16 protein-coding genes are annotated in these 20,290 nt (G+C 67.7%); 3 read left to right on the top strand and 13 right to left on the bottom strand.

The window, feature by feature from the left end:
- Positions 1 to 173 precede the first annotated feature (173 nt).
- Positions 174 to 1,919 carry a cyclic peptide export ABC transporter gene (locus CFB41_RS08555; protein WP_089456189.1) on the top strand — a complete coding sequence of 582 codons (1,746 nt, stop codon included), beginning with the start codon at positions 174 to 176 and terminating at the stop codon, positions 1,917 to 1,919.
- A 347-nt stretch (positions 1,920 to 2,266) separates the two neighbouring features.
- On the opposite strand, the gene CFB41_RS08550 is transcribed toward CFB41_RS08555, so the two are convergent.
- The 7 genes from CFB41_RS08550 to CFB41_RS08520 all read right to left on the bottom strand — a co-directional run bounded on the left by CFB41_RS08550 (position 2,267) and on the right by CFB41_RS08520 (position 9,076).
- A complete protein-coding gene (locus tag CFB41_RS08550) occupies positions 2,267 to 3,307 on the bottom strand; it encodes an ABC transporter substrate-binding protein (RefSeq protein ID WP_089456188.1) in 1,041 nt (346 codons plus the stop codon).
- Positions 3,304 to 4,107 (bottom strand): siderophore-iron reductase FhuF, encoded by an 804-nt coding sequence (fhuF, locus tag CFB41_RS08545; RefSeq protein WP_089456187.1) that lies wholly within the window; start codon positions 4,105 to 4,107, stop codon positions 3,304 to 3,306. Before fhuF ends, CFB41_RS08550 begins: the two co-directional genes overlap by 4 nt.
- The gene (fhuB, locus tag CFB41_RS08540) at positions 4,104 to 6,194 is read right to left on the bottom strand and encodes a Fe(3+)-hydroxamate ABC transporter permease FhuB (RefSeq protein WP_089456186.1); all 2,091 of its coding nucleotides are present in this window, start codon (positions 6,192 to 6,194) and stop codon (positions 4,104 to 4,106) included. The genes fhuF and fhuB overlap by 4 nt, the downstream gene beginning before the upstream one ends.
- Entirely contained in the window at positions 6,191 to 7,039 is an 849-nt protein-coding gene (locus CFB41_RS08535) for an ABC transporter ATP-binding protein (protein ID WP_089456185.1), read from the bottom strand. The genes fhuB and CFB41_RS08535 overlap by 4 nt, the downstream gene beginning before the upstream one ends.
- Complete coding sequence (locus CFB41_RS08530) at positions 7,036 to 8,046, bottom strand: TauD/TfdA family dioxygenase (RefSeq protein ID WP_089456184.1); 1,011 nt, start codon at positions 8,044 to 8,046, stop codon at positions 7,036 to 7,038. The genes CFB41_RS08535 and CFB41_RS08530 overlap by 4 nt, the downstream gene beginning before the upstream one ends.
- 44 nt (positions 8,047 to 8,090) lie before the next feature.
- Positions 8,091 to 8,333, bottom strand: a complete 243-nt coding sequence (locus tag CFB41_RS08525) for an MbtH family NRPS accessory protein (protein ID WP_011351933.1) — start codon at positions 8,331 to 8,333, stop codon at positions 8,091 to 8,093.
- Between the two features lie 86 nt (positions 8,334 to 8,419).
- Positions 8,420 to 9,076, bottom strand: coding sequence for an RNA polymerase factor sigma-70 (locus CFB41_RS08520; RefSeq protein WP_089440055.1), 657 nt, complete (start codon positions 9,074 to 9,076; stop codon positions 8,420 to 8,422).
- 320 nt (positions 9,077 to 9,396) lie between these two features.
- On the opposite strand from CFB41_RS08520, the gene CFB41_RS08515 reads away from it, so the two are divergent.
- The gene (locus CFB41_RS08515; protein WP_089440054.1) at positions 9,397 to 9,636 is read left to right on the top strand and encodes a hypothetical protein; all 240 of its coding nucleotides are present in this window, start codon (positions 9,397 to 9,399) and stop codon (positions 9,634 to 9,636) included.
- Between the two features lie 46 nt (positions 9,637 to 9,682).
- Complete coding sequence (locus tag CFB41_RS38075) at positions 9,683 to 9,820, top strand: HHHH-motif protein (protein WP_179243633.1); 138 nt, start codon at positions 9,683 to 9,685, stop codon at positions 9,818 to 9,820.
- A 165-nt stretch (positions 9,821 to 9,985) separates the two neighbouring features.
- Here the strand turns inward: CFB41_RS38075 and CFB41_RS08510 are convergent, their stop codons facing one another.
- The 6 genes from CFB41_RS08510 to CFB41_RS08485 all read right to left on the bottom strand — a co-directional run bounded on the left by CFB41_RS08510 (position 9,986) and on the right by CFB41_RS08485 (position 20,290).
- Positions 9,986 to 11,008 (bottom strand): fimbrial protein, encoded by a 1,023-nt coding sequence (locus CFB41_RS08510; RefSeq protein ID WP_089456183.1) that lies wholly within the window; start codon positions 11,006 to 11,008, stop codon positions 9,986 to 9,988.
- Positions 11,005 to 11,757, bottom strand: coding sequence for a molecular chaperone (locus CFB41_RS08505; protein WP_089456603.1), 753 nt, complete (start codon positions 11,755 to 11,757; stop codon positions 11,005 to 11,007). The genes CFB41_RS08510 and CFB41_RS08505 overlap by 4 nt, the downstream gene beginning before the upstream one ends.
- Before the next feature lie 16 nt (positions 11,758 to 11,773).
- Positions 11,774 to 14,227 (bottom strand): fimbria/pilus outer membrane usher protein, encoded by a 2,454-nt coding sequence (locus CFB41_RS08500; protein ID WP_089456182.1) that lies wholly within the window; start codon positions 14,225 to 14,227, stop codon positions 11,774 to 11,776.
- A 119-nt stretch (positions 14,228 to 14,346) separates the two neighbouring features.
- On the bottom strand, positions 14,347 to 14,859 hold the full coding sequence (locus CFB41_RS08495) for a fimbrial protein (protein WP_039358675.1): 513 nt from the start codon (positions 14,857 to 14,859) through the stop codon (positions 14,347 to 14,349).
- Positions 14,860 to 15,695: 836 nt separating this feature from the next.
- Positions 15,696 to 17,153, bottom strand: a complete 1,458-nt coding sequence (locus CFB41_RS08490; RefSeq protein ID WP_089456602.1) for an efflux transporter outer membrane subunit — start codon at positions 17,151 to 17,153, stop codon at positions 15,696 to 15,698.
- Positions 17,153 to 20,290, bottom strand: coding sequence for a multidrug efflux RND transporter permease subunit (locus tag CFB41_RS08485; protein ID WP_089456181.1), 3,138 nt, complete (start codon positions 20,288 to 20,290; stop codon positions 17,153 to 17,155). Before CFB41_RS08485 ends, CFB41_RS08490 begins: the two co-directional genes overlap by 1 nt.

Raw genomic sequence — 20,290 nt, 5'->3', positions numbered from 1 at the left:
TTCGTGCGCAAAGCGCGTGCGGACGCTTTTTTTGTGCGGGCCGCTAAATATTTGCGCGGCCCGTTCGTCTATCAGGGAGGAAAGCCGGAACGGGGCCCGCCTCGCCCGCCGCTTTCGCATCAGTTTTTGCCGTTTCCGAGTTTTCGCTTGCCTTCCCTTTACCGACGTTGCCGATGACAGCCGCCCACGAGCCTTCTTCCCCGCCGTCCCTCGACGCTTCCCCCGGCCGCCCCGCGGCGCGCCTGATCCTTGCGCTGTTGCGCGAAAGCCGCGTGTCGCTCGCGCTGGCGCTCACCGCGTGCGTGCTGAACGGCGTCGCGAGCGTGCTGCTCGTCGCGACGCTGAACCGTGCGCTGTCGCAGCCGGGCGCGGCCGACGCATCGCTCGCATGGCGCTTCGCGCTGTGCGCGGTGATCGCCCTCGTCACGCGGATCGTGTCGGGCACGCTGTTTGCCCGCCTGTCGCAGGACACGATGGCGCGGCTGCGCGTGCATCTCGCGCGGCGCGTCGGCGCGGCCGAGCTGCGCGACATCGAGCGGATCGGCGCGGCGCCCGTGCAGTCGGTGCTGACCGACGACGCCACCAACGTGTCGATGCTGTTCTTTGCACTGCCGAACCTGGTCATGCACGGCTCGATCGTGTTCGGCTGCCTCGGGTACCTCGCGTGGCTGTCGTGGCCGGTGTGCCTGCTGGCACTGGCCGCGATCCTCGCCGGCTCGCTCGGCTATCACACCGGCGACCGCCGCGCGATCGCGGCGCTCGAAGCGGCCGGCCAGGCGCAGGACCGCCTGTTCGGCTATCTCGGCTCGCTGTTTTCCGGCGCGAAGGAGCTGAAGCTGCACGATGAGCGCGCCCGCCAGTTCGTCGACGGCCAGCTCGGCGCCGCGATCGGCGAAGTGCGCGACCACCGCCGCCGCGCATTCAGCGCGTATGCGGTCGGGGTCGGCTGGATCATCTTCCTGTTCTATGTGTTCCTCGGCATCGCATCGTTCTGGCCGCAGCTCGGCATACATGCCGATCCGGCCGCGGCCGCCGGCTACGTCGTCGTGTTCCTGTTCATGCTCGTGCCGCTCGACGGGCTGCTGAACAACCTGCCGACCGTCAACGCGGCGCGTGTATCGCTCACGCGGATCGAGGGCGTGATGGCCGAATTCGGCGCGCTGCGCACGGTGCCGCCGGCGTCCGACGCCCCCGACGTGCCGCCGGCCGGCGCCGTCACGCTGCGCGGCGTCACGCATGCGTACTTCCACGAACGCGACGAACGGATGTTCAGCATCGGGCCGATCAACCTGACGATCCAGCCGGGCGAGCTCGTATTCATCGTCGGCGGCAACGGCAGCGGCAAGACGACACTCGCGAAGGTGCTGACGGGGCTCTACGAGCCCGAGGAAGGCACGATCGAGGTCGACGGCCGCACGATCGGCTGGCGCGAGCGCGCCGCGTACCGGCAGCGCTTCAGCGCGGTGTTCAACGATTTCCACCTGTTCGATGCGCTGCTCGGCATCGTCGATCCCGACGATCCGTCCCGCGCGCAGGCCGATGCGCGTGCGAACGCGCTGGTCGCGAAGCTCGCGCTCGATCACAAGGTGAAGGTGGTGGACGGCGCATTCTCGACCCGTGCGCTGTCGACCGGGCAGCGCAAGCGGCTCGCGCTCGTCGTCGCCTATCTCGAGGACCGGCCGTTCTACCTGTTCGACGAATGGGCGGCCGACCAGGACCCGTCGTTCAAGGCCGTGTTCTACGAGCAACTGCTGCCCGAGCTGCGTGCGCGCGGCAAGGCCGTGATCGTGATCACGCACGACGACCGCTACTTCGATCTCGCCGACCGTCTGTTGAAGCTCGACAACGGGCGCATCGTCAGCGATACGACGCCGGCGCGGTCTCGCGCGCAGGACGGTGTCGATGCGCTGAGCGCGTAATTCTCGACAGTCGATGGAGAAAATCGCCGACGCGCTGCAAGGGCAGTACGTCGGCGATTGTCGTTTCAGGAAGCAATGTGGCAGGCGCGTCGCGCGATCGGATCGCAGAACGCCTGGGGCGATTCACCATGAGTCCCGTGCACAAGCGATGGCCGACGCCGGCGAGCACGCCGCTCGACCGAAGCGCATCACATCGAGCGCGACCGCCGGCCACGCGGTCACACGGCCACACGGCCACACGGCCAGGTCGAGCCGGATCAACGCGTGGCGCGCGCAGGTCGACCGCAACGCCCTGCCCGTCGAAGTCGAAGCGGCGTCATCCGCCGATCGACCGCCGCGCACTCGGCTCAACGCACGGCCGGCAGCTTCAGCATCGTATCGGTCATCACGTCGGCCAGCTTCAGCGCCGACATCGGTCCGCCGAACCCCCAGATATTGCGTTCGATCAGCGCGATCCGGTGTTCCTTCATCGCGGGCACGAAGCGCCACACCGGCGAATCGAGTTTCGCGGAAAGCGGCACGTCCATCCCCGACGCGGTCACGAACAGCACGGCCAGCTCGCGCTGCCTGAGCAAGTCGGCCGACGTCACGTACAGCGTGCCTTCCCGCGTCGGCTTCTTCGGCCACGGATCGAGCCCGAGCGCCCGCGCGAGCCCGGCCGACGTGCTGTTGCCGGTATAGGCCCAGTAGCGGTCGGGCAAGCCGAGATCCTGCAGCAGCGCGACGCGCTCGCCCTTGCGGCCCGCGGCCGCGAGCCGCGCCGCATTGCGCGCGATGCCCGCGTCGAGCTGCGCATCGACCGCCTGCGCACGCGCGTCGCGCCCTGTCACCGCACCGATCGTCCGAAAGATCTGCCGCATCCAGTCGAGCTGCGTGACCGGCACGCCGCCGTCCGACACATTCGGGCTGAACTGGAACAGGATCGTCGGTGCGATTCGGTCGAGCGCGTCGAAGATCGGCGCATGGCGGAAACCGACACCGATGATCAGGTCGGGCTTGACCGCCGCGATCGCCTCGAGCCCCGGCTCCTGGCGCGAACCGATATCGGTCACGTTCGCGAGCCGTTCGCTTTGATAGCCGAGCCAGCCCGGATAGAACGCGGTATCGGCCATCCCGACCGGCACGAGGTCGAGCGCGATCACGCTTTCCGCGAACATGAAGTCGAGCGCGACCACGCGCTGCGGGCGCACCGGCATCGTCGCGCTCGCCTGCGACACGACGGGATTGCCGGCCAGCGCCACCGCGCCCGCCGCTCGCATGCCCTGCGCGCGATGGGCATCGAGGGTCGCGGCCATTGCGCCGGACGATGCGGAAAACGTACCGCAGCACGCGGCGCCAAGTGCCGCCGCGAGTGCGCCGAGCGCGTGCCGGCGGCCGGCATCCATCACCGGATCGCGTCCTGCTCGGCCAGCGCCGCGTCGTCCATCGTCAGTAGCAGGGGGCAGCTTCCACACAGTTGCGTTTCTCCAGGAATTTCATAGCGCAGGCAGCACACGCGGCGCGCACGAAACGGCGTCGGCAGCAGCGCCGAGCGCGGCACGGCATCGCGCACGGGCACGCGCAGCGGATTCGGTTCGCCATGCACGCAGCGCGACCCGAACAGCCAGTCCGCATCGCGGACGGGATCGGCCGCGCATGGCAGCGCACGACACGTATCGAGCAGATAGTCGAGCAGGTTGCCCGCGTTGCTCCACAGCACGCGCGGCGTGACGCGGCCCATCGCCGCAAGCAGGTCGATCACCGCGCCGAGATGCGCGACGAGCCCCGCATAGCGGGGCGCCGGATCGTCGCACGGCGTGCCGAGCGCATCGTATGGGAAGTACAGCGCAGCGGGCATCCCGTCGTCGAGCGCGACGAACGTGCGCTCGGGCGACATGTCGAGCGGCCGGCCGAGCGTCAGCGCGGCGACGACGCCGGCCGGCGCCGCCCGGCCGAAATAGTATTTGCTCCATTGCGACATCAGCGCGCGTGCATGCTGCGCCGGATCGCCGCCGTAAAGGCCGACCATCGCGTCGAGCACGATGTCGCGATACGCAGGCAACGCGCTGACGGGTACGACGATCCGGCCCGGCGCATCGTGAGCGTCGTCCGGCATGCCGAGCCAGACGACGTCGAGGTGGTCCACAAACGGTTCGGGCGCGAACGCCGAGAAGCGCGTGGCGCGCGCGCCGTCGAGCGCGGGCGTCATTGCCCTGCGCGCCGGGCGCGGCGCCCCTCGAGGATCAGCAGCCCGAGCAGGTACGGCGCGCCGATCAGCGCGGTCAGCACGCCGGCCGGCACTTCGCGCGGCGCGACGACCGTACGCGCCGCGAGATCCGCCACGCCGAGGATCAGCGCGCCGCACCCGGCCGCGAGCCACAGCCGCGTCCGGTGCCGGCGCGCGCCGAGCATCGTCGCGACGTGCGGCGCCATCAACCCGATGAAGCCGACCGGCCCGACCGCCGCGACGGCCGCGCATGCGGCGAGCGTCGCGATCGTCAGCGCGAGCGGCCGCAGCGCGGCCACCGGCAGGCCGAGCGCGGCGGCCTGGTCGTCGCCGAGCGCGAGCATGTCGAGCGGTTTCGCGAGCCAGGCGAACACGGGCACCGCGAGCACGCACCACGGCAGCAGCATCGACACCTCGCCCCAGCTCCGGCCATAGGTACCGCCGACGAGCCACACGACGAAGCGCGCGGGCTGCACGCTTTCCTGCGTGATCAGCCATTGTGCGAGCGTGGTCCACAGCGCGCCGATCACGATGCCCGTCAGCGCGACCGCGAGCGGCGCATAGCGATGCCGGTGATTCAACGCGAGCGTGACTGCGAGCGACAGCCCGCCACCGGTCAGCGCGGCCGCGGCGAGCGTCACATGCCCCATCAGCGGCCACGTCGACAACGCGAACAGCGTGACGAGCCCCGCGCCCTGCGTGACGCCGAGCACTTCGGGGCCCGCGAGCGGATTGCGCACGACGCTTTGCATCGCGACGCCGCTCACCGCCAGCAACGCGCCGGCAAGCAGCGCGCACAGCAGCCGCGGCATGCGCAGGTCGATCAGCATCCTCGCGAGCGCATCGTGGCCGGACAGCGCAGCCGACCAGCGCGCGATCGACAGCCACTCGGGGCCGGCCGACACGCCGACGAACACGATCAGCACGCCCGCCACGACGAACAGCGCCGTGCGCAGCGGCCAGCCGAGCCGTTCGAGCCAGCCGACGAGCCGCGTCGAGCCGCCGCCCGCCGCGCGTTCGGCATCCGCGTGCAGCACGCCCGACCACGCGGCGCCGCGCCGGATCATCGCCAGCATCAGCGGCGTGCCGACCAGCGCGATCGCGACGCCGGTCGACAGCGTCGCGTCGAGGCCCGACGCGAGCACCGCACTGTCGGTGACGAGCACGAGCGCACCGCCCGCGAGCGCCGACAGCGGCACCAGCACGCCGAGCCGCGCCGCGCGCGCGCCGCGCACCTGGCGCAGCAGGTTCGGCGCGACGAGGCCGACATACGACAGCGGTCCCGCGATACTGACCGCCACGCTCGTGAACGCGACCGCGACGATCGTCGCGGCGAACCGCGTCGCGTCGACGCGCACGCCGGCCGCGGCCGCCGCATCGTCGCCGAGCGTGAGCGGGTTCAGCGGCCGGATCACGAACGGCAACGCGACGAGCGGCACGACGAGCCAGCGCGCGGCGAGCGCGAGGCCCGTCGCGCCCGGCTGGTAGAGGCTGCCGTTGGTCCACAGCGCGGCGCCCGCGATGTTCTGCTCGAAGAACGCGAGCACGAGCGTCGACAGCGCCGCGAACAGCAGCATGCACACGCTGCCCGCGAGCACGAGGCGCAACGGCGTCGCGCGCCAGCCGCCGGCCGCGACGATCGCGCAGGCGGCCGCGGCCAGCCCGCAGACGAACAGCAGCGGCACCGACGCGACGCCGGCCAGCGCCGGCACGAGCATCGCCGCGAGCAGGCCGAGCTGGGCGCCGCCCGTCACGCCGAGCAGGTCGGGCGACGCGAGCGGATTGCGCGTGAGCGACTGGAACAGCGCGCCCGCGATGCCGAGGCAGCCGCCCGCGACGAGCGCGGCCGCGACGCGCGGCAGGTTGAGGTCGAACAGGAACACGTGCGCGAGCGCGGCGGCATCGCTGCCGGGCACGGCGTCCCACCACACGCGCAGATCGGGGGCGACGCGCAGCACCGCGAGCGCGGCGATCAGCGCGACGAGGCCGAACGCGATCGCGCCGGCCCGGCTCGATGCCGTGCCCTTCCCCGCCGCCGCGAGGCGCTTGCGCATCGCGAACGTCGTCATACGGCGAGATCCCGGTCGAAGACGCCCGCCGCCTGCGGCACGCCGTCGGTCGTCGGCCCGTAGGCCGGCACGCACATCGGCGCGCCCGTCTGCGGATGCGAAAGCTTCAGCATCTCGACGCCGAACGCCGCGCGCAGCCGCGCCGGATCGAGCATCGCGTCGGGCGTGCCCTGCGCGACGAGGCGGCCCGCGCGCATCAGCACGATTTCGTCGCTGTACGCGGCCGCCTGGTTCAGGTCGTGCAGCACCCACACGATCGTCAGCCCGCGCGTGCGGTTCAGCGCGCGCAGTGCATCGAGGATGTCGAGCTGGTGATGGATGTCGAGATAGGTCGTCGGTTCGTCGAGCAGCACGATCGGCGCCTGCTGCGCGAGCGCCATCGCGATCCACGCGCGCTGGCGCTCGCCCCCCGACAGCGCGCCGACGTCGCGCTCCGCATCGTCGGCAAGGCCGCTCGTCTCGAGCGCCTCGTCGATCGCCGCGTGGTCGGTCCGCGACAGGCCGCGCAGGAAGCCGCCGTACGCATAGCGCCCGTACGCGACGAGCTCGCGCACGGTGAGCCCCGACGGAATCTGGTTGAACTGCGCAAGCATCGTCAGCTCGCGCGCGAGCGCGCGACGGCGAAACGCCGCAAGCGGCTGGCCGTTGACTTCGACATGACCGGCACGTGCAGGCTGCAGGCCCGCGAGCGTGCGCAGCAGCGTGCTCTTGCCGCAGCCGTTCGGTCCGCACAGCGCGGTTACGCGGCCGGCCGCGATCGACAGGTCCAGCCCGTCGATCACGACATGGTCGCGATACCCTACCGACAGCCCGCGCGCGGCAAGCGCGGCGGTACGACGCGTCATCGAGCCTCCGTTCGGTCGCGCGGGACCGTATAACTCTGCGCCATCGCGACGACGACCTTGCGCGGCCCCTCGAACGGGTCGCGCGCATGCGCGGTCAGCATGTTGTCGAGCATCAGCACGTCGCCCGTGCGCCATGGGAACACGATGCGCTGCTGGTCGAGCACGCCGCGGATTTCCGCGAGCGCGTCGGCTTCGAGCGGTTCGCCGTCGCCGTAATACACGTTGCGCGGCACGTTCTCGAGCCCGACCGCGTCGACGAGCGCTTCCTGCATGTCGTCGTCGAGCGCCGACAGGTGAAACAGGTTCGCCTGGTTGAACCACACGCGCTCACCGGTGCGCGGATGCCGCGCGACGGCCTGGCAGCGTTCGCGGGTGCGCAGCAGCAGCTCGCCGTCGTCGTCCGTGCGCCATGCGCATTCGATGCCGCGCGCCGCGCACATCCGCTCGACTTCGGCCGGCTCGTCGGTGCCGAACGACTGCTGCCACGGCAGGTCGAGCCCCTGCCCGAAATTGCGCACGTACAACAGCTCGCGTTTCTCGAAACGCGCAATCAACGCCGGATCGAGCGCGCGATAGACGGCGCGGCTGTCCGCGATCGGCGTCGCACCGCCCTTTGGCGCCGCGAGCGCGCAGTGGAACCAGATCCGCAGCGGCCATTCGCGCGTATACGACTGTTCGTTGTGCAGCGGAATCGCGCGGTGCGGCGGGTATTCGGTCGACGTGTAGACCGCGCCTTCGACCTGCCTGCGCGGCGTCGATGCGTATTCATAGCCGATCAGCGGATCGCCGAACGATGCCGCGAACTGCTGGAACGCGTCGATCGACGGCACGTGAAAACCCGTGAACAGCACGCCGCCCGCCCGTTCGAGCGTGTCGGCCGCGATCTCGCGCGCGAGCGGCGCGACGTCGTCGATCGACATGCCGTCACTGCCGCGCGGCGACACGACGGTGGGCAGCCCCGGCTCGATACGCAGGTCGTCGAGCGTCGGCAACGATAGCAGGGTCATGCAACGTCCTCTTCAGGTGGCGCGCCGGATCACGGCGCAGCGGGTCACGACGCGCGCGAGGCGCGCTCGCCGTCCATCGCGCGGCGCAGGCTCGCGGGGCGCATGTCGGTCCAGACGGTCTCGATGTGCGCGAGACAGTCGGCTTTCGGGCCGCTCACGCCGATCTCGCGCCAGCCGGCCGGCACGGGCCGGAACGTCGGCCAGATCGAATACTGTTCTTCGTCGTTGATGACGACCGTGTAGACGAGGTCGTCGGTGTCGGCGGAAGGCGTCGTGGCTTGCGTCATGATCGGAAATCGCTGAGGCGGTTGAAGGTGGCGAAGCGGCGGTTTCGGCCGCTCCTGTCTGATAGACGTTTGGCCGGCGCGGTTTTTTACCGGCGCCGTGCGCGGCCGCCCAGGAACACCGGGCACGCGACGCCGCGATGGCACGCGTCGAGGCATTCCGCGCAGTGGCGTTCCGCGTCGCGCACCATGAAATGCACGAGCGTCTGCGACACGTTCAGCGCACGCGCCGCAGTCTGCAGCGTCTCCTCGCGCAGCCGCACCATCTCGAACGCCGCACGGCTGCGCGCCGGCAGGTCGTCGAGCGCCGCCCACACGCGCTGCAGCGTGTCGCGCGTCAGCAGCGCGGCTTCCGGCGTCGGCTCGGGCGACGGCACGTCGAAGCCGTCGTCCTCTTCCGTGTGATAGACGTTCTCGAGGCTTTGCCGGCGGCACGCATCGATCGACGCATTGCGCACCATCCGCGTCACGTACGCGACCGGCTGGCGCACCGCGTCCTGGTTCGGGAATTCGACGAGCTTCACGAACACGTCGTGCACGACGTCCTCGGCGCGGCTCGCGCAGCCGACGAAGCCGCGCGCGACATTGACGAGCATCGCCCGATGCGAGATCAGCACGTCGAGCAACGCGCCCTGCGCACGGGGCTCCGCGGTGCGGCGCGCACGCGGCGGCCGGTCGGGAAAACTGCCGAGGAACGGGTTTGCCGCTGCCGCCGCCGGTCGGTCGAGCACTTCCGCCATCGCCATCGATCTGCTCCGTCAAATTCCGAGATAGCGAAATTTAACGTAAACGCAAATCATTCTCAATACGATTACGAAATGACCCTTCCGGTTATCAGGATTTGTCTGAACAATCGGCGGAATCGTTGTCGGGGCAGATAGGACGCATGCCGCCGGTCGTGGCAGGCGGCGATCGATGCGTCTGTCCGGCGGATACGGCTGCCGCTGCGTTCACGGGGTTCTGACGAAACGCCTGGGCCGTCGTGTCATGTGCGGTAGCAACTTCTTACCACGTGAAATTTTGAGGGCCCGTACGATCGACGTGCCGTTTCCCCAGGGAGAACAACATGAAATCCATCGTGCTATCCGCTGTCATGCTGGGTGCGCTGTCGAGCGTGATGCTCACCGGCTGCGTCGCCTATCCGGCCCCGACCGAAGTCACGATCGGCTGGCATGGCGATCGTTACTGGGACGGAAATCGCTACTGGGAGCGCCACGACTGGGAAGCTCGGCATCCCGACGGGCATGACGACCGCCGGGACGACCGCCGGGACGACCATCGCGACGATCAGCGGCCGCAGTGGTAATGCGCTGCCGCTCCCGTAGCCCGCTATTCAACGACAGGACCTCAACATGAAGACGCTACTCAAAACCCTGACCGTCGCGGCGCTCGCCGCCGCCGTACTCGTGCCGGCGATCGCCGAAGCCCGTCCGCACCGCGTGTGTCACTTCGAGCATCACCATCACAAGGTTTGCCGCTGGGTGCGGTAAACGACAAGAGGCGCCGGGAAACCGGCGCCTTTTCTACAGGCTGCGTCGGAACGCTCCATTTGCGTTGAACCGGGCGCAGCGCAGACTGAGCGAGACGGACTTGCCATAACATCGGCCGGTATTCGCTGTCCAGATACGCTTGCCCCGATCACGCTGCGATCGACCTCAATAGATGAACAACCGGATCGTCGCTGTCGCATCGAAGCGGCCGATCTTTGGCGGTCCGAACGACTTCAGCACGGCGTCCATCAGTACGCTCTGATTCATCACGTTCGACGGGAATTGCGCCAAGGTGAACTGCTCGTTGAACGGAACGGCCTTGCCCGTGCTGTCTTCGATCCCGATGCCGAAATTGCTGTCACTCGAAGGCACCAGCAAACCGTTCCTGACCGGAAAGCTCGTTTCGAAATATCCGTCGACCCGCACTGCGACGTTGCATTTCTTGGTCAGCGACAGCGAGAAGCGCTTGCGCGGCACGGCTGGCAGAAAGCCGTTGCCGACCGACTGGACCTGACCAAAGTTGACGATCCCCGGTTCAGGCGTCACGAGTACGTCGACGAAGCACGGCGTCGGTTTGAGATTGCGCAGGCCGCTCAGGCGATACTGAAAGCTGGTGCCGAACGCATTCAGGCCGCCCTCGCCGTCGAACTGGAACACCGTGTAGATGTCGTTGGGTGGCTGAATCCAGTTGCCCTTCTTTCGTATGACGATCTGATAGTCGATGCTGATCTGCGTGCGCTTGCAACGCCCGGCAACAAAATCGGAGCGCTTGCACGGATCCACCCAGAACCCGGTCGGTACGCCGCCGCCCGGTGCGCTGGTCCGGTCGAAGTAATCGACACCCTTGTAGCGGATCCCGATCTGGAGCCCCCATGCTGCGGGATCCGTCCGATTCGGATTGGCGTAGAAATAGATGTTGTCGATGACGCTCAGGCTTTTGTCGTCGCCCAGGTCCTTGTAGCAATACCCCGACGTCGTGCGCGGCGGCGACACCCAGATGACGTAGCCGTCAGGCGCGTCGGTCGGATACGAGGCGACCCCGCCAACCGGCTCGGTCAGCGACGTTGCACCGCTGTTGGTCAGACAACGCAGTGCCCACGCGGGCTGCACGGCCGCGATCAGCAGCGCGAGCACGACCCAGCGAAGCCAACCCGCGAGTGATCCCTGCTTATGCATCGCCCCGCTCATTTCTTCACGCTCTTGCAAACCGCAGCCTCACACGCATACTCGACCGCCACCTGGCCACCGTAGTCATCGATATGCGTGACGAACAGCGTCGACGGCGTCGCGGCCTTGAACGGCACGTCCGTGCTGCTCATCGGGCTCACCATCACCGGCTCCAGCGGCACCTGCGTCTTCTGCGCCCCCGAAACCAGGTTGACGATCGTGATGTGATACGGCGTCGGATTGTCGAACACGAGCGTGTGCGCGGCCTGATCGACCCGCAACGTCATCGGCAGCGTCCAGTCCACTTCGCGCGCCGGCTGCACGGCCTTCGGGCGATAGAACAGCTTCATCTGCGTATGCAGCGCGATCTGCAGCGTGTTCGGCGTATCCGTCTTCGGCGGCACTTCGCGGATGTTCAGGTAGAACACCGTTTCGCGATCGGCCGGCAGCTCGGTGCCCGGCAGCTTCGCGATCCGCAGCACGTTGCGCTCGTTCGCCTCGACGCGCTGCAGCGGCGGCACGACCATCAGCGGCGACGTGATCTTGTTGCCCTTCGCGTCCTCGAGCCACGACTGCACGAGATACGGGTACGTCGCGCTCTTGTTGGTGATCGTGACGATCGCGGCCTGTTCGCCTTCGTTGAAGATCACGCGCGTGCGATCGGGCACGATCGCCGCCTGCGCGGCGCCTGCGAACAGCGCGCCGGCGGTCGCGAGCACGCACCATGCGTGCCGCCAAAGGGGAAGGGAAAGGGAGAAGGAATGTTTCATCGCGGGATCCGTGAATTCATCGTTCGACCCGTGCGGCCGCTGCATGCGACTCGCCGGGCGTCTGGCACGTCACCGGAATCGGCGTGCCTTCGAGTTGGAGCTGGTTCGGCAGCGTGTCGATCGTGCAGAGCGTGCGTTCGCCCGCCCGCACCGCCAGCGTGGATTTCGGCTGAACCTGGGTCAGGAACGCCGCACCGCCCTCGCCGACGATGCCGAGTTCCTTGCCGTTCGCCACGTCCTGCACCGATGCACCGAACGGCAGCGGCTTGCCGGCCGCGTCGGTCAGCGTCAGGTACAGGTTGCTGCCGCGCGCGGCGGAAAACTTCACGAAGCCGATCGCGCCGTCGGTCAGCACCATGCGCTGGATCGGGTTCGTCACCTGCACTTCGAGCGGCAGCTTCTCGACGTTGACGGTCGCGTCGTACACGTTGTACGGCGAGATGCCGTCGAGCACCGCATAGCCGCGCGAATCGGTATGCGAGAGCGTGCCCGACAGCGGCACATCGGGCACGCCGTCAGTCGACACCAGCAGGCGCGTATCGCCCGCATTGCCGTTCGCGTGCGCCGACACGCCGTATTGCGTCGCGACGAACGAACCGTCGACTTCGAGCGATGCCGCCGCATACGCGTTGGCGAGCGTCGACGCCTGCGCGGTCAGCTGATACGCGGACGAGCGCTGGCGGTAGCTCGCGTTCGCCGACGCACGCCCGTCGGTCGCGCCCGCGTTGACCTGGTAGGTACGGCCATTCGGATCGTCGTAGATGTAGCCCGCGTTCACGCTCGTGCTGCCGCTGCCCGTCGTCAGGTTCGACGTGACGGTGTGACGGCCGCCGATCGGCAGCGTCGCGGTGACCGAGACCTGGTTGCCGCTTGCGCCGGCGCTCTGCGTGCGGAACGCCGACACGCTCACGTTCAGGTTGCGCAGCGTGCCGATCGAGAACGCCCGGGTGAGCGTGAGGCCGACGCGCTGCCCGTTCGCACGCTCCCAGTAAGTCGTCTGGTCGTACGAGAAATAGGTCGATGTATCGCCGAAACGTTTCGACAGCGTCGCCGAGTAGCGCTGCTTGCTGTTGGCGAGGCCGTACGCGGTCGGGTCGCCCGAGAACTGCGCGAAGTTCGTGTATTCGCGTTCGGAGAAGCGATAACCGAAGAAGCGCACGTCGGCATCGAGCCCGTCGAAGTGCTTCGAATAGTTGATGCGGTACGAGTTGCCGTTGCGCGTCGCACCGTTCCACCACAGCTTCGCCCGCGCATGCGTGACGTCGGCCGACAGCGCGCCGAACGCGCCGAAATCACGGCCCACGCCGAGCGCGATCGACGTATAACCCGACGCGGCGATGAAGCCGCCGTACGCGGTGACGTCGAACGGCAGGCCGTACGCGATTTCGCCGAAGCCGAAGAACGGCGTGATGCCGGCGCCGCCGAACTGGCGCGGCTTGCCGACGGCGGCCTTGTAGCGTAATTGCCCGGCGCGCGCGAGGAACGGCACGGCGGCCGTCGTCACCTGGAAGCGCTGCACGCTGCCGTCCTCTTCCTCGACTGCGACGTCGAGCGTGCCCTGCACGCTCGTGTTGATGTTCTGCAGCGCGAACGCACCCGGCGACACGCGCGTCACGTACAACACGCGGCCTGCCTGTGACACGGTCACGGTCGCGTTGGTGCGCGCGACGCCCGAGATCAGCGGCGCATAGCCGCGCAGCGACGGCGGCAGCATGCGGTCGTCGCTGCGGATCGACGCGCCCGTCAACGCGAACGTGTCGAAGATGTCGGAAGTCAGGTAGTCGTCGCCGAACGTCACCGTCGACTGGATCGACGGCAACGCACGAAAGGCATAAAGCCGGCTGAAGCGGAACGTGCGGTCCGCGTAGGCCGTATTGCCCACGTTCGATTGCGCCTGGTAGTCGCCGCGAAAGCGCCATGCGTCCCAGTTCGCGCCCACCGTCCCGTAGGCCTGGATCGAATTCGTCTGGCGGCCGCCCGTCCCGAAGTTGCGGTTCGTGTTCGCGATCACGCGATAGTCGAGCATCGCCCCCGGAATCCCCTCGGACCAGCGCGACGGCGGCAGGTAGGTCGAATCGGTGAACTCGAGCGCGGCCTGCGGAATCGTGATCTTGAGCCGCCCGTCGCTTTTGAGGTAGCGCACGGTCGCCCCCTCGATCGCGCCGAGATCGACGCAACGTCCGCCCTGGAAGCGCGGCAGGTCCTTCACGAGCGACGGCTTCAGCCCGAACTGCGCGACGAGTTCCGGCGGCAGGCACGGCTTGCCCGCCCCCGACGTGTCGACGGCGATGAATTCGATCGCCCGCAGCCCGTAGAACAGGTCGTTGACCTGCACGTCGAGCATGTACTCGCCGGGCAGCGTGAAGTCCGCCTGCGAGAACTGCGACAGATCGACGTTGTTCGAGCCGTCGATGTTCAGGAACGACGAATTGAATTCCGTCGCATGGCTCTGGCTGCCGACCACCAGCACGGAGACGCAAAGGAAGGAATGTCTGATTCGCACGCGGCGCTACCGGAAGTCCAGGGAAGGAGAAAAAGGAGGAAAAGCGAACGAGGAAGGGTGCGCGCACCCTTCCCCGGTACGGCGGCTTACTGGTAGCGAACCGTGAAGTTCGCGACGCCGTCGGCGGTACCCGGCGTCACGCCGGCTGCGGTCGCTTCGTACATCGCAGCGAAGCGCGCGATGTTCGTGCCGTTCTGCAGCACGGTCGGTGCCTTCTGTTCGGCGCCGTTGTCGAGGTATTCACCCGACGCTGCCTGCAGGCGGATACCGACGTTGGTCGCCGAACCGATCGTCGCGAGCAGCTTCGGCTGGCCTGCGCTCGACGTGCCCGTGAACGTGAAGTACGCGTTCTGCGCGACGCTCGTGTCGCAGTCGGTCAGCTTGATGTCGAAGTTGGTCGGCGTGGACTTGTCGCCAGCCTGCTTGAACACGTTGGTCGGCACCTTGCCGAGGTTCACGGTCTGGTTGACCGAGCCCGAATCGATGCCGCATGCGCCCGCGACGATCTCGCCCGTGAAGTTGATCGTGCCGGTGCCCGCTGCGAAGGCCGAGGTCGACAGGGCCGCGAGTGCGACAGCGGTCAGGATGGATTTTTTCATGACGTTTCCCGTAAGGACTGCAAATGGAGTAGTTGACGTGGCGGACACAAACGGCAGCGCATGGTGGCTTCCGTCCGACACGAGGCGGCATTATCGAGATAATCATGAAAGTTTTCTGTAAATCATTGTCAAATGCTTCTGACAATGTCCGATTTACCCCTCTAAATCCGCATTCTTTCCTGTCGATTTACAATCATTCAATTTTTATCCGCAGTCCTTTTTTATTTTCCGGAAGCAATTGAAGATTAAGGATATTTTCGATCGACAGCCGAAACCATCCCGCTCCTCCTTGCTGGGATTGACTCCTGAGAAATCATCGTCGAAAAGGACAAAGCATTGTCCAATGCCGCCATCGTTGCCGGACGACAACGCCAATATCAAATCATTTTCAACAAACAGGAAATTAACCGGCGATTCAATCAATTCAATTCTTTCGCGCAAACGATTGCGACACGAATACAAACGTTTTACTGCGACACTTTGCCGCTCTCATTATTTCCAATATATTGATTAATTCATCGATCAATTCCGGATCGTCAATCACGTGCATGAGCGGTCGTCGGAACCCGCCATCCGGTCTGTATCGCAACAGGGCAAGAAGGAAAAATGGCCCGCACACGTTTGCGCGGAATGGCGACGCGAGCGGTCGCACGACGACGTCTGTTCCGGAACGCACGCATGCGCGTTGCTACAGGATGAAAGCGTCCTGGCCAGCCTGGCAGTGAGGGGAAAGATATCGCCGAAACAGCGGTATGGATCGAAGGAAGCGGCGGCGGCACATCGAAGCGCACCGCCACCGTCGTGCCGCCCGACGCGCTTGCGTCAGGCGACAGGCATTACGCGGATGCCGCGGCCTCCGCCGACGCCGGCGACCAGCCGCCGCCGAGCGCGCGGTACAGCGCGATCGCATTCGCGAGCCTGAGCTGCTTGAGCCGGATCAGCTCCTGCCCCGACTCGTACGTGCTGCGCTGCGCGTCGAGCAGTTCGAGATACGTCGCGACACCGCCCGCGTAACGGCGCTCGGCGAGCTTCAACCGCGCACCGTCGGCCGCATACACGTCCTGTTGCGCGGCAAGCTGGCGATCGATCCAGTCGCGCGCGGCGAACGCGTCGGCCACTTCACGGAACGCGGTCTGCACCGTCTTCTCGTAATCGGCCACCGCGATGTGCTTGCGCGCGTTCGCGACGTCGAGGTTCGCCTGATTGCGGCCGCCCGCGAAGATCGGCAGCGTGAGGCGCGGCGCGAACGTCCACACGCTCGTGCCGCCGGTGAACAGGCTCGAGAACGCATCGCTGACCGAGCCGTAGTCGCTCGTCAGCGTGATGCGCGGGAAAAACGCCGCGCGCGCGGCGCCGATCTGCGCATTGGCGGCCTTGAGCCGTGCCTCTGCCTGCCGGATGTCCGGCCGCCGTTCGAGCAACGCACTCGGCGCGCCGGGCGCCACGGGCGCGATCGACAGTGCGTCGAGCGCAGTCGTGTCATCCGGCACGTTGCGCGCGAAGTCGCCGGCAAGCAACTGCAGCGCCCGCACGGACTGCGCATGCTCGCGCTGGAGTGCAGCCTGAGACGCGCGCGCGGATGCCACCAGCATCTCGGCCGAGCGCAGCTCGATCGCGTCGCTCGTGCCGGCCGCATAGCGGCGCTGCGTGAGCGCGGCCATGCGTTGGCGCGCATCCAGCGTGCGCTGCGCCAGCGCGAGTTGCTCATGCAGCGAGCGCTCCGATACATAGGCGCCCGCCACGTCGGCGATCACGCCGATGCGCACCGTGCGTTGCGCATTGGCCGTCGCGAAATAGTCGGCGAGCGCCGCGTCGGACAGGCTGCGCACGCGGCCGAACAGGTCGAGCTCGTACGCGCTGATGCCGACGCCCGCGCGATACAGCCCGCTGATCGCGCTCTCGCGCACGACCGGGTCGTACTGGCGGGTACGGTCATAGCCCAGGTTCGCATCGACCGACGGCATCCGGTCCGCGCGCTGCACGCCGTACAGCGCGCGCGCTTCCTCGAGGCGGCCGGCCGCGACCCGCAGGTCGCGGTTGTTCGCGAGCGCGGCATCGATCCACGCCTGCAGCGCGGCATCGGGAAAGTAGCTGCGCCAGTCGTCGAGCAGCGCGGCGTCGGCGGGCGACACCTCGGCCGCGGGCGCGGCACTGCCGTCGACCGGCGTATAAGTCGCCGGCACCGGCGCCGCCGGCCGCTCGTAACGCGGCGCGAGCGTGCAGCCGGCCAGCGCGAGCGCGGCGGCCAGCGCAACCTGGGCCCGCAGCGCGGCGCGTGCATTGAGCGCAAACATCATTGAGAACCCTCCATCGTCGCCGGCTGTGCCCCGCCGCGCCGGCGCGGGCCGACGTCGAACAGGCGGCCGACGATCACGAAAAACAGCGGGACGAGGAACACCGCGAGCACGGTCGCCGTGATCACGCCGCCCAGCACGCCGGTGCCGATCGCCATCTGCGCGCCGGACGCGGCGCCCGACGCGAATGCGAGCGGCAGCACGCCGACACCGAACGCGAGCGACGTCATCACGATCGGCCGCAGCCGCAGGCGCGCGGCCTCGAGCGCCGCGTCGACGAGCGACATCCGCTGCGCGACCAGGTCCTTCGCGACTTCGACGATCAGAATGGCGTTCTTCGCGGACAACCCGATCGTCGCGATCAGCCCCACCTTGAAGTAGATGTCGTTCGGCATCATCCGCAGCGTGACGCCGAGTACCGCGCCGATCACGCCGAGCGGCACGACCAGCATCACCGCGAACGGAATCGACCAGCTCTCGTAGAGCGCCGCGAGCGCGAGGAACACGACGAGCACCGACAGCGCGAACAGCATCGGCGCCTGCGCCCCCGACAGCCGCTCCTCGAACGACTGCCCCGACCACGAGAAGCCGGTACCGGCCGGCAGCTTCCCGGCAAGCCGCTCGATCGCGGTCATCGCCTCGCCGCTGCTGTGGCCTGCCGCGGCCGAGCCGTTGATCGTGAACGACGGAAAGCCGTTGTAGCGCGTGAGCTGCGGCGGCCCGAGCGTCCAGTGCAGCGTCGCGAACGCCGCGAGCGGCACCATCTCGCCGCGCGTGTTGCGCACGCGCAGCTTCTTCACGTCGTCCGGATCGAGCCGGTGCAGCCCGTCGGCCTGCACGATCACGCGCCGCACCTGCGTGCCGTGCATGAAGTCGCCGATATAGTCGGAGCCGAACATCACCGCGAGCGTCGTGTTGATCTCGTCCATCGACACGCCGAGCGCGGACGCCTTCGCGCGATCGATGTCGAGCTTCAGCTGCGGCGCGTCCTGCGTGCCGGCGAACATCAGGTCGGTCAACGCCGGATCCTTGCGGCCCGTTTCGAGCAACTGCTCGCGCGCGGCGCTGAACGTCGCGTAGTCGAGCCCGCCGCGGTTCTGCAGCCGGAAGTCGAAACCGCTCGACGAGCCGAGATCGGGCAGCGCCGGCGAATTCATCGCGAACACCGTCGTGTTCGGCGTGCTCGCGAAGCGCTCGTTGATGCGCGCGATGATCGCCTGCACGTGCGCGTCTTCGTTCTTGCGCTCCTTCCAGTTCTTCAGCGTGACGTAGATCATCCCGCCGTTCGGGCCTTCGCCGTACAGGTTGAAGCCGCCGAGCGCATACGTGAACGCGATCGGCTCATCGCGGCGGATGGCCGACTCGACTTCCCGCACGCTCTGCATCGTTTCCGCGAGCGGCGTGCCTTGCGGCCGGATCACCATCACCATGAAGTTGCCCTGGTCCTCGTCCGGCAGGAACGCGGTCGGCAGTTGCGTGAGCATCAGTGCCGCCGCGCCGGTCAGCGCGCCGTACACGACGAGCCAGCGCACCGGCTTCTTCAGCATCGCGCCGACGCGCGTCGCATAGCGCTGCGTCGCGTTCGCGACGAAGCGGTTGAACCAGCCGAAGAAGCCGCGCTTCTCGTGGTGGTCGCCCGACACGGGCTTGAGCAGCGTCGCGCACAGCGCGGGCGTCAGCGACAGCGCAAGGAAGGCCGAGAAGCCGATCGACACCGCGAGCGACAGCGCGAACTGCCGGTAGATGTTGCCCACCGCGCCGCCGAAGAACGCCATCGGCAGGAACACCGACGTCAGCACCACGGTGATCCCGATGATCGCGCCGCTGATCTGCTTCATCGCCTTGACGGTCGCGTCGTAAGGCCCGAGCCGCTCCTCGACCATCAGCCGCTCGACGTTCTCGACCACGACGATCGCATCGTCGACGAGGATGCCGATCGCGAGCACCATCCCGAACATCGTCAGCACGTTGATCGAGAAACCGGCCGCATACATCACGCCGAACGTGCCCGCGAGCGCGACCGGCACGACGAGCGTCGGGATCAGCGTCGCACGCAGGTTCTGCATGAACAGGAACATCACGAGGAACACGAGCACGCCGGCCTCGATCAGCGTCGTGACGACCTTGTTCATCGATACGCGCACGAACGACGACGTCTCGAACGGGATCTGGTACTTCACGCCCGGCGGGAAATACGCGGACAGCTCGTCCATCGTCGCGCGCACGCGCTTCTCGGTGGAGACCGCGTTCGAGCCCGGCGCGAGCTTGATCCCCATCCCGGTCGCGACCTTGCCGTTCACGTACGACGGATAGTTGTAGTCGTTGCCGCCGAACTCGATGCGTGCGACGTCGCGCAGGTAAAGCGCCGCGCCGTCGGCCTGCGTGCGCAGCGCGATCGCGCCGAAATCGGCCGGCGTCTTCAGCGGCGCGTCGGCGAGCACGGTCGCCGCGATCGGCGCGCTTTCCGGCACCGCGGAGCGGCCGATGTCGCCGATCGTCACGCGCGCGTTGTGCGCACGCACGGCCGATGCGATATCCGACGCGGTGAGGCCGTGACCGGCCATCTTCACCGGGTCGGGCCAGATCCGCATCGCGTACTCGGTGCCCCAGACCTGCACCTTGCCGACGCCCTCGACGCGACGCAGCGCCTGCACGACGTTCGCCGACGCATATTCGCCGAGCTGCACGGCGGTCATCCGCCCGTCGTCGGACGTCAGCGACACCACGAGCTGGATGTTGTCGGCGGCTTTCTCGACCTGGATGCCGTCGCGTCGCACCGGTTCCGGCAGCCGCGCCTCGACCGTCTTCAGCCGGTTCTGCACTTCGACGGCCGCGAGATCGGCGTTCACGCCCTGCTTGAACGTCAGGTACAGCGACGCCATCCCGGCGCTGCTGGTGGCCGACGTGTACATCAGCCCCGGCGCGCCGTTCATTTCGCGCTCGATCAGCGCGGTCACCGATTCCTCGACGACCTGCGCGGACGCGCCCGGGTACGTCGCATAGAGGCTGACGACGGGCGGTGCGATGTCCGGGTACTGCGCAACGGGCAGCGCGCGGATCGCGAATGCGCCGCCCAGCATGATGAAAATTGCGATCACCCACGCGAAGACGGGGCGATCGATGAAGAAACGTGCCAT

This window comes from Burkholderia sp. AU33803 (assembly GCF_002223095.1).
In the GTDB taxonomy this organism is placed as follows: domain Bacteria; phylum Pseudomonadota; class Gammaproteobacteria; order Burkholderiales; family Burkholderiaceae; genus Burkholderia.
Note: the sequence above shows the minus strand (reverse complement) of the source record. Positions and strands in the feature narration are given on the sequence as shown.

Bases quoted from the DNA above. Each gene is read 5' to 3' on its own strand.
- CFB41_RS08555 (WP_089456189.1), top strand. From the start codon at position 174: ATGACAGCCGCCCACGAGCCTTCTTCCCCGCCGTCCCTCGACGCTTCC.
- fhuF (WP_089456187.1), bottom strand. From the start codon at position 4,107: ATGACGCCCGCGCTCGACGGCGCGCGCGCCACGCGCTTCTCGGCGTTC.
- fhuB (WP_089456186.1), bottom strand. From the start codon at position 6,194: ATGACGACGTTCGCGATGCGCAAGCGCCTCGCGGCGGCGGGGAAGGGC.
- CFB41_RS08535 (WP_089456185.1), bottom strand. From the start codon at position 7,039: ATGACGCGTCGTACCGCCGCGCTTGCCGCGCGCGGGCTGTCGGTAGGG.
- CFB41_RS08530 (WP_089456184.1), bottom strand. From the start codon at position 8,046: ATGACCCTGCTATCGTTGCCGACGCTCGACGACCTGCGTATCGAGCCG.
- CFB41_RS08525 (WP_011351933.1), bottom strand. From the start codon at position 8,333: ATGACGCAAGCCACGACGCCTTCCGCCGACACCGACGACCTCGTCTAC.
- CFB41_RS08520 (WP_089440055.1), bottom strand. From the start codon at position 9,076: ATGGCGATGGCGGAAGTGCTCGACCGACCGGCGGCGGCAGCGGCAAAC.
- CFB41_RS08515 (WP_089440054.1), top strand. From the start codon at position 9,397: ATGAAATCCATCGTGCTATCCGCTGTCATGCTGGGTGCGCTGTCGAGC.
- CFB41_RS38075 (WP_179243633.1), top strand. From the start codon at position 9,683: ATGAAGACGCTACTCAAAACCCTGACCGTCGCGGCGCTCGCCGCCGCC.
- CFB41_RS08510 (WP_089456183.1), bottom strand. From the start codon at position 11,008: ATGAGCGGGGCGATGCATAAGCAGGGATCACTCGCGGGTTGGCTTCGC.
- CFB41_RS08505 (WP_089456603.1), bottom strand. From the start codon at position 11,757: ATGAAACATTCCTTCTCCCTTTCCCTTCCCCTTTGGCGGCACGCATGG.
- CFB41_RS08495 (WP_039358675.1), bottom strand. From the start codon at position 14,859: ATGAAAAAATCCATCCTGACCGCTGTCGCACTCGCGGCCCTGTCGACC.
- CFB41_RS08490 (WP_089456602.1), bottom strand. From the start codon at position 17,153: ATGTTTGCGCTCAATGCACGCGCCGCGCTGCGGGCCCAGGTTGCGCTG.
- CFB41_RS08485 (WP_089456181.1), bottom strand. From the start codon at position 20,290: ATGGCACGTTTCTTCATCGATCGCCCCGTCTTCGCGTGGGTGATCGCA.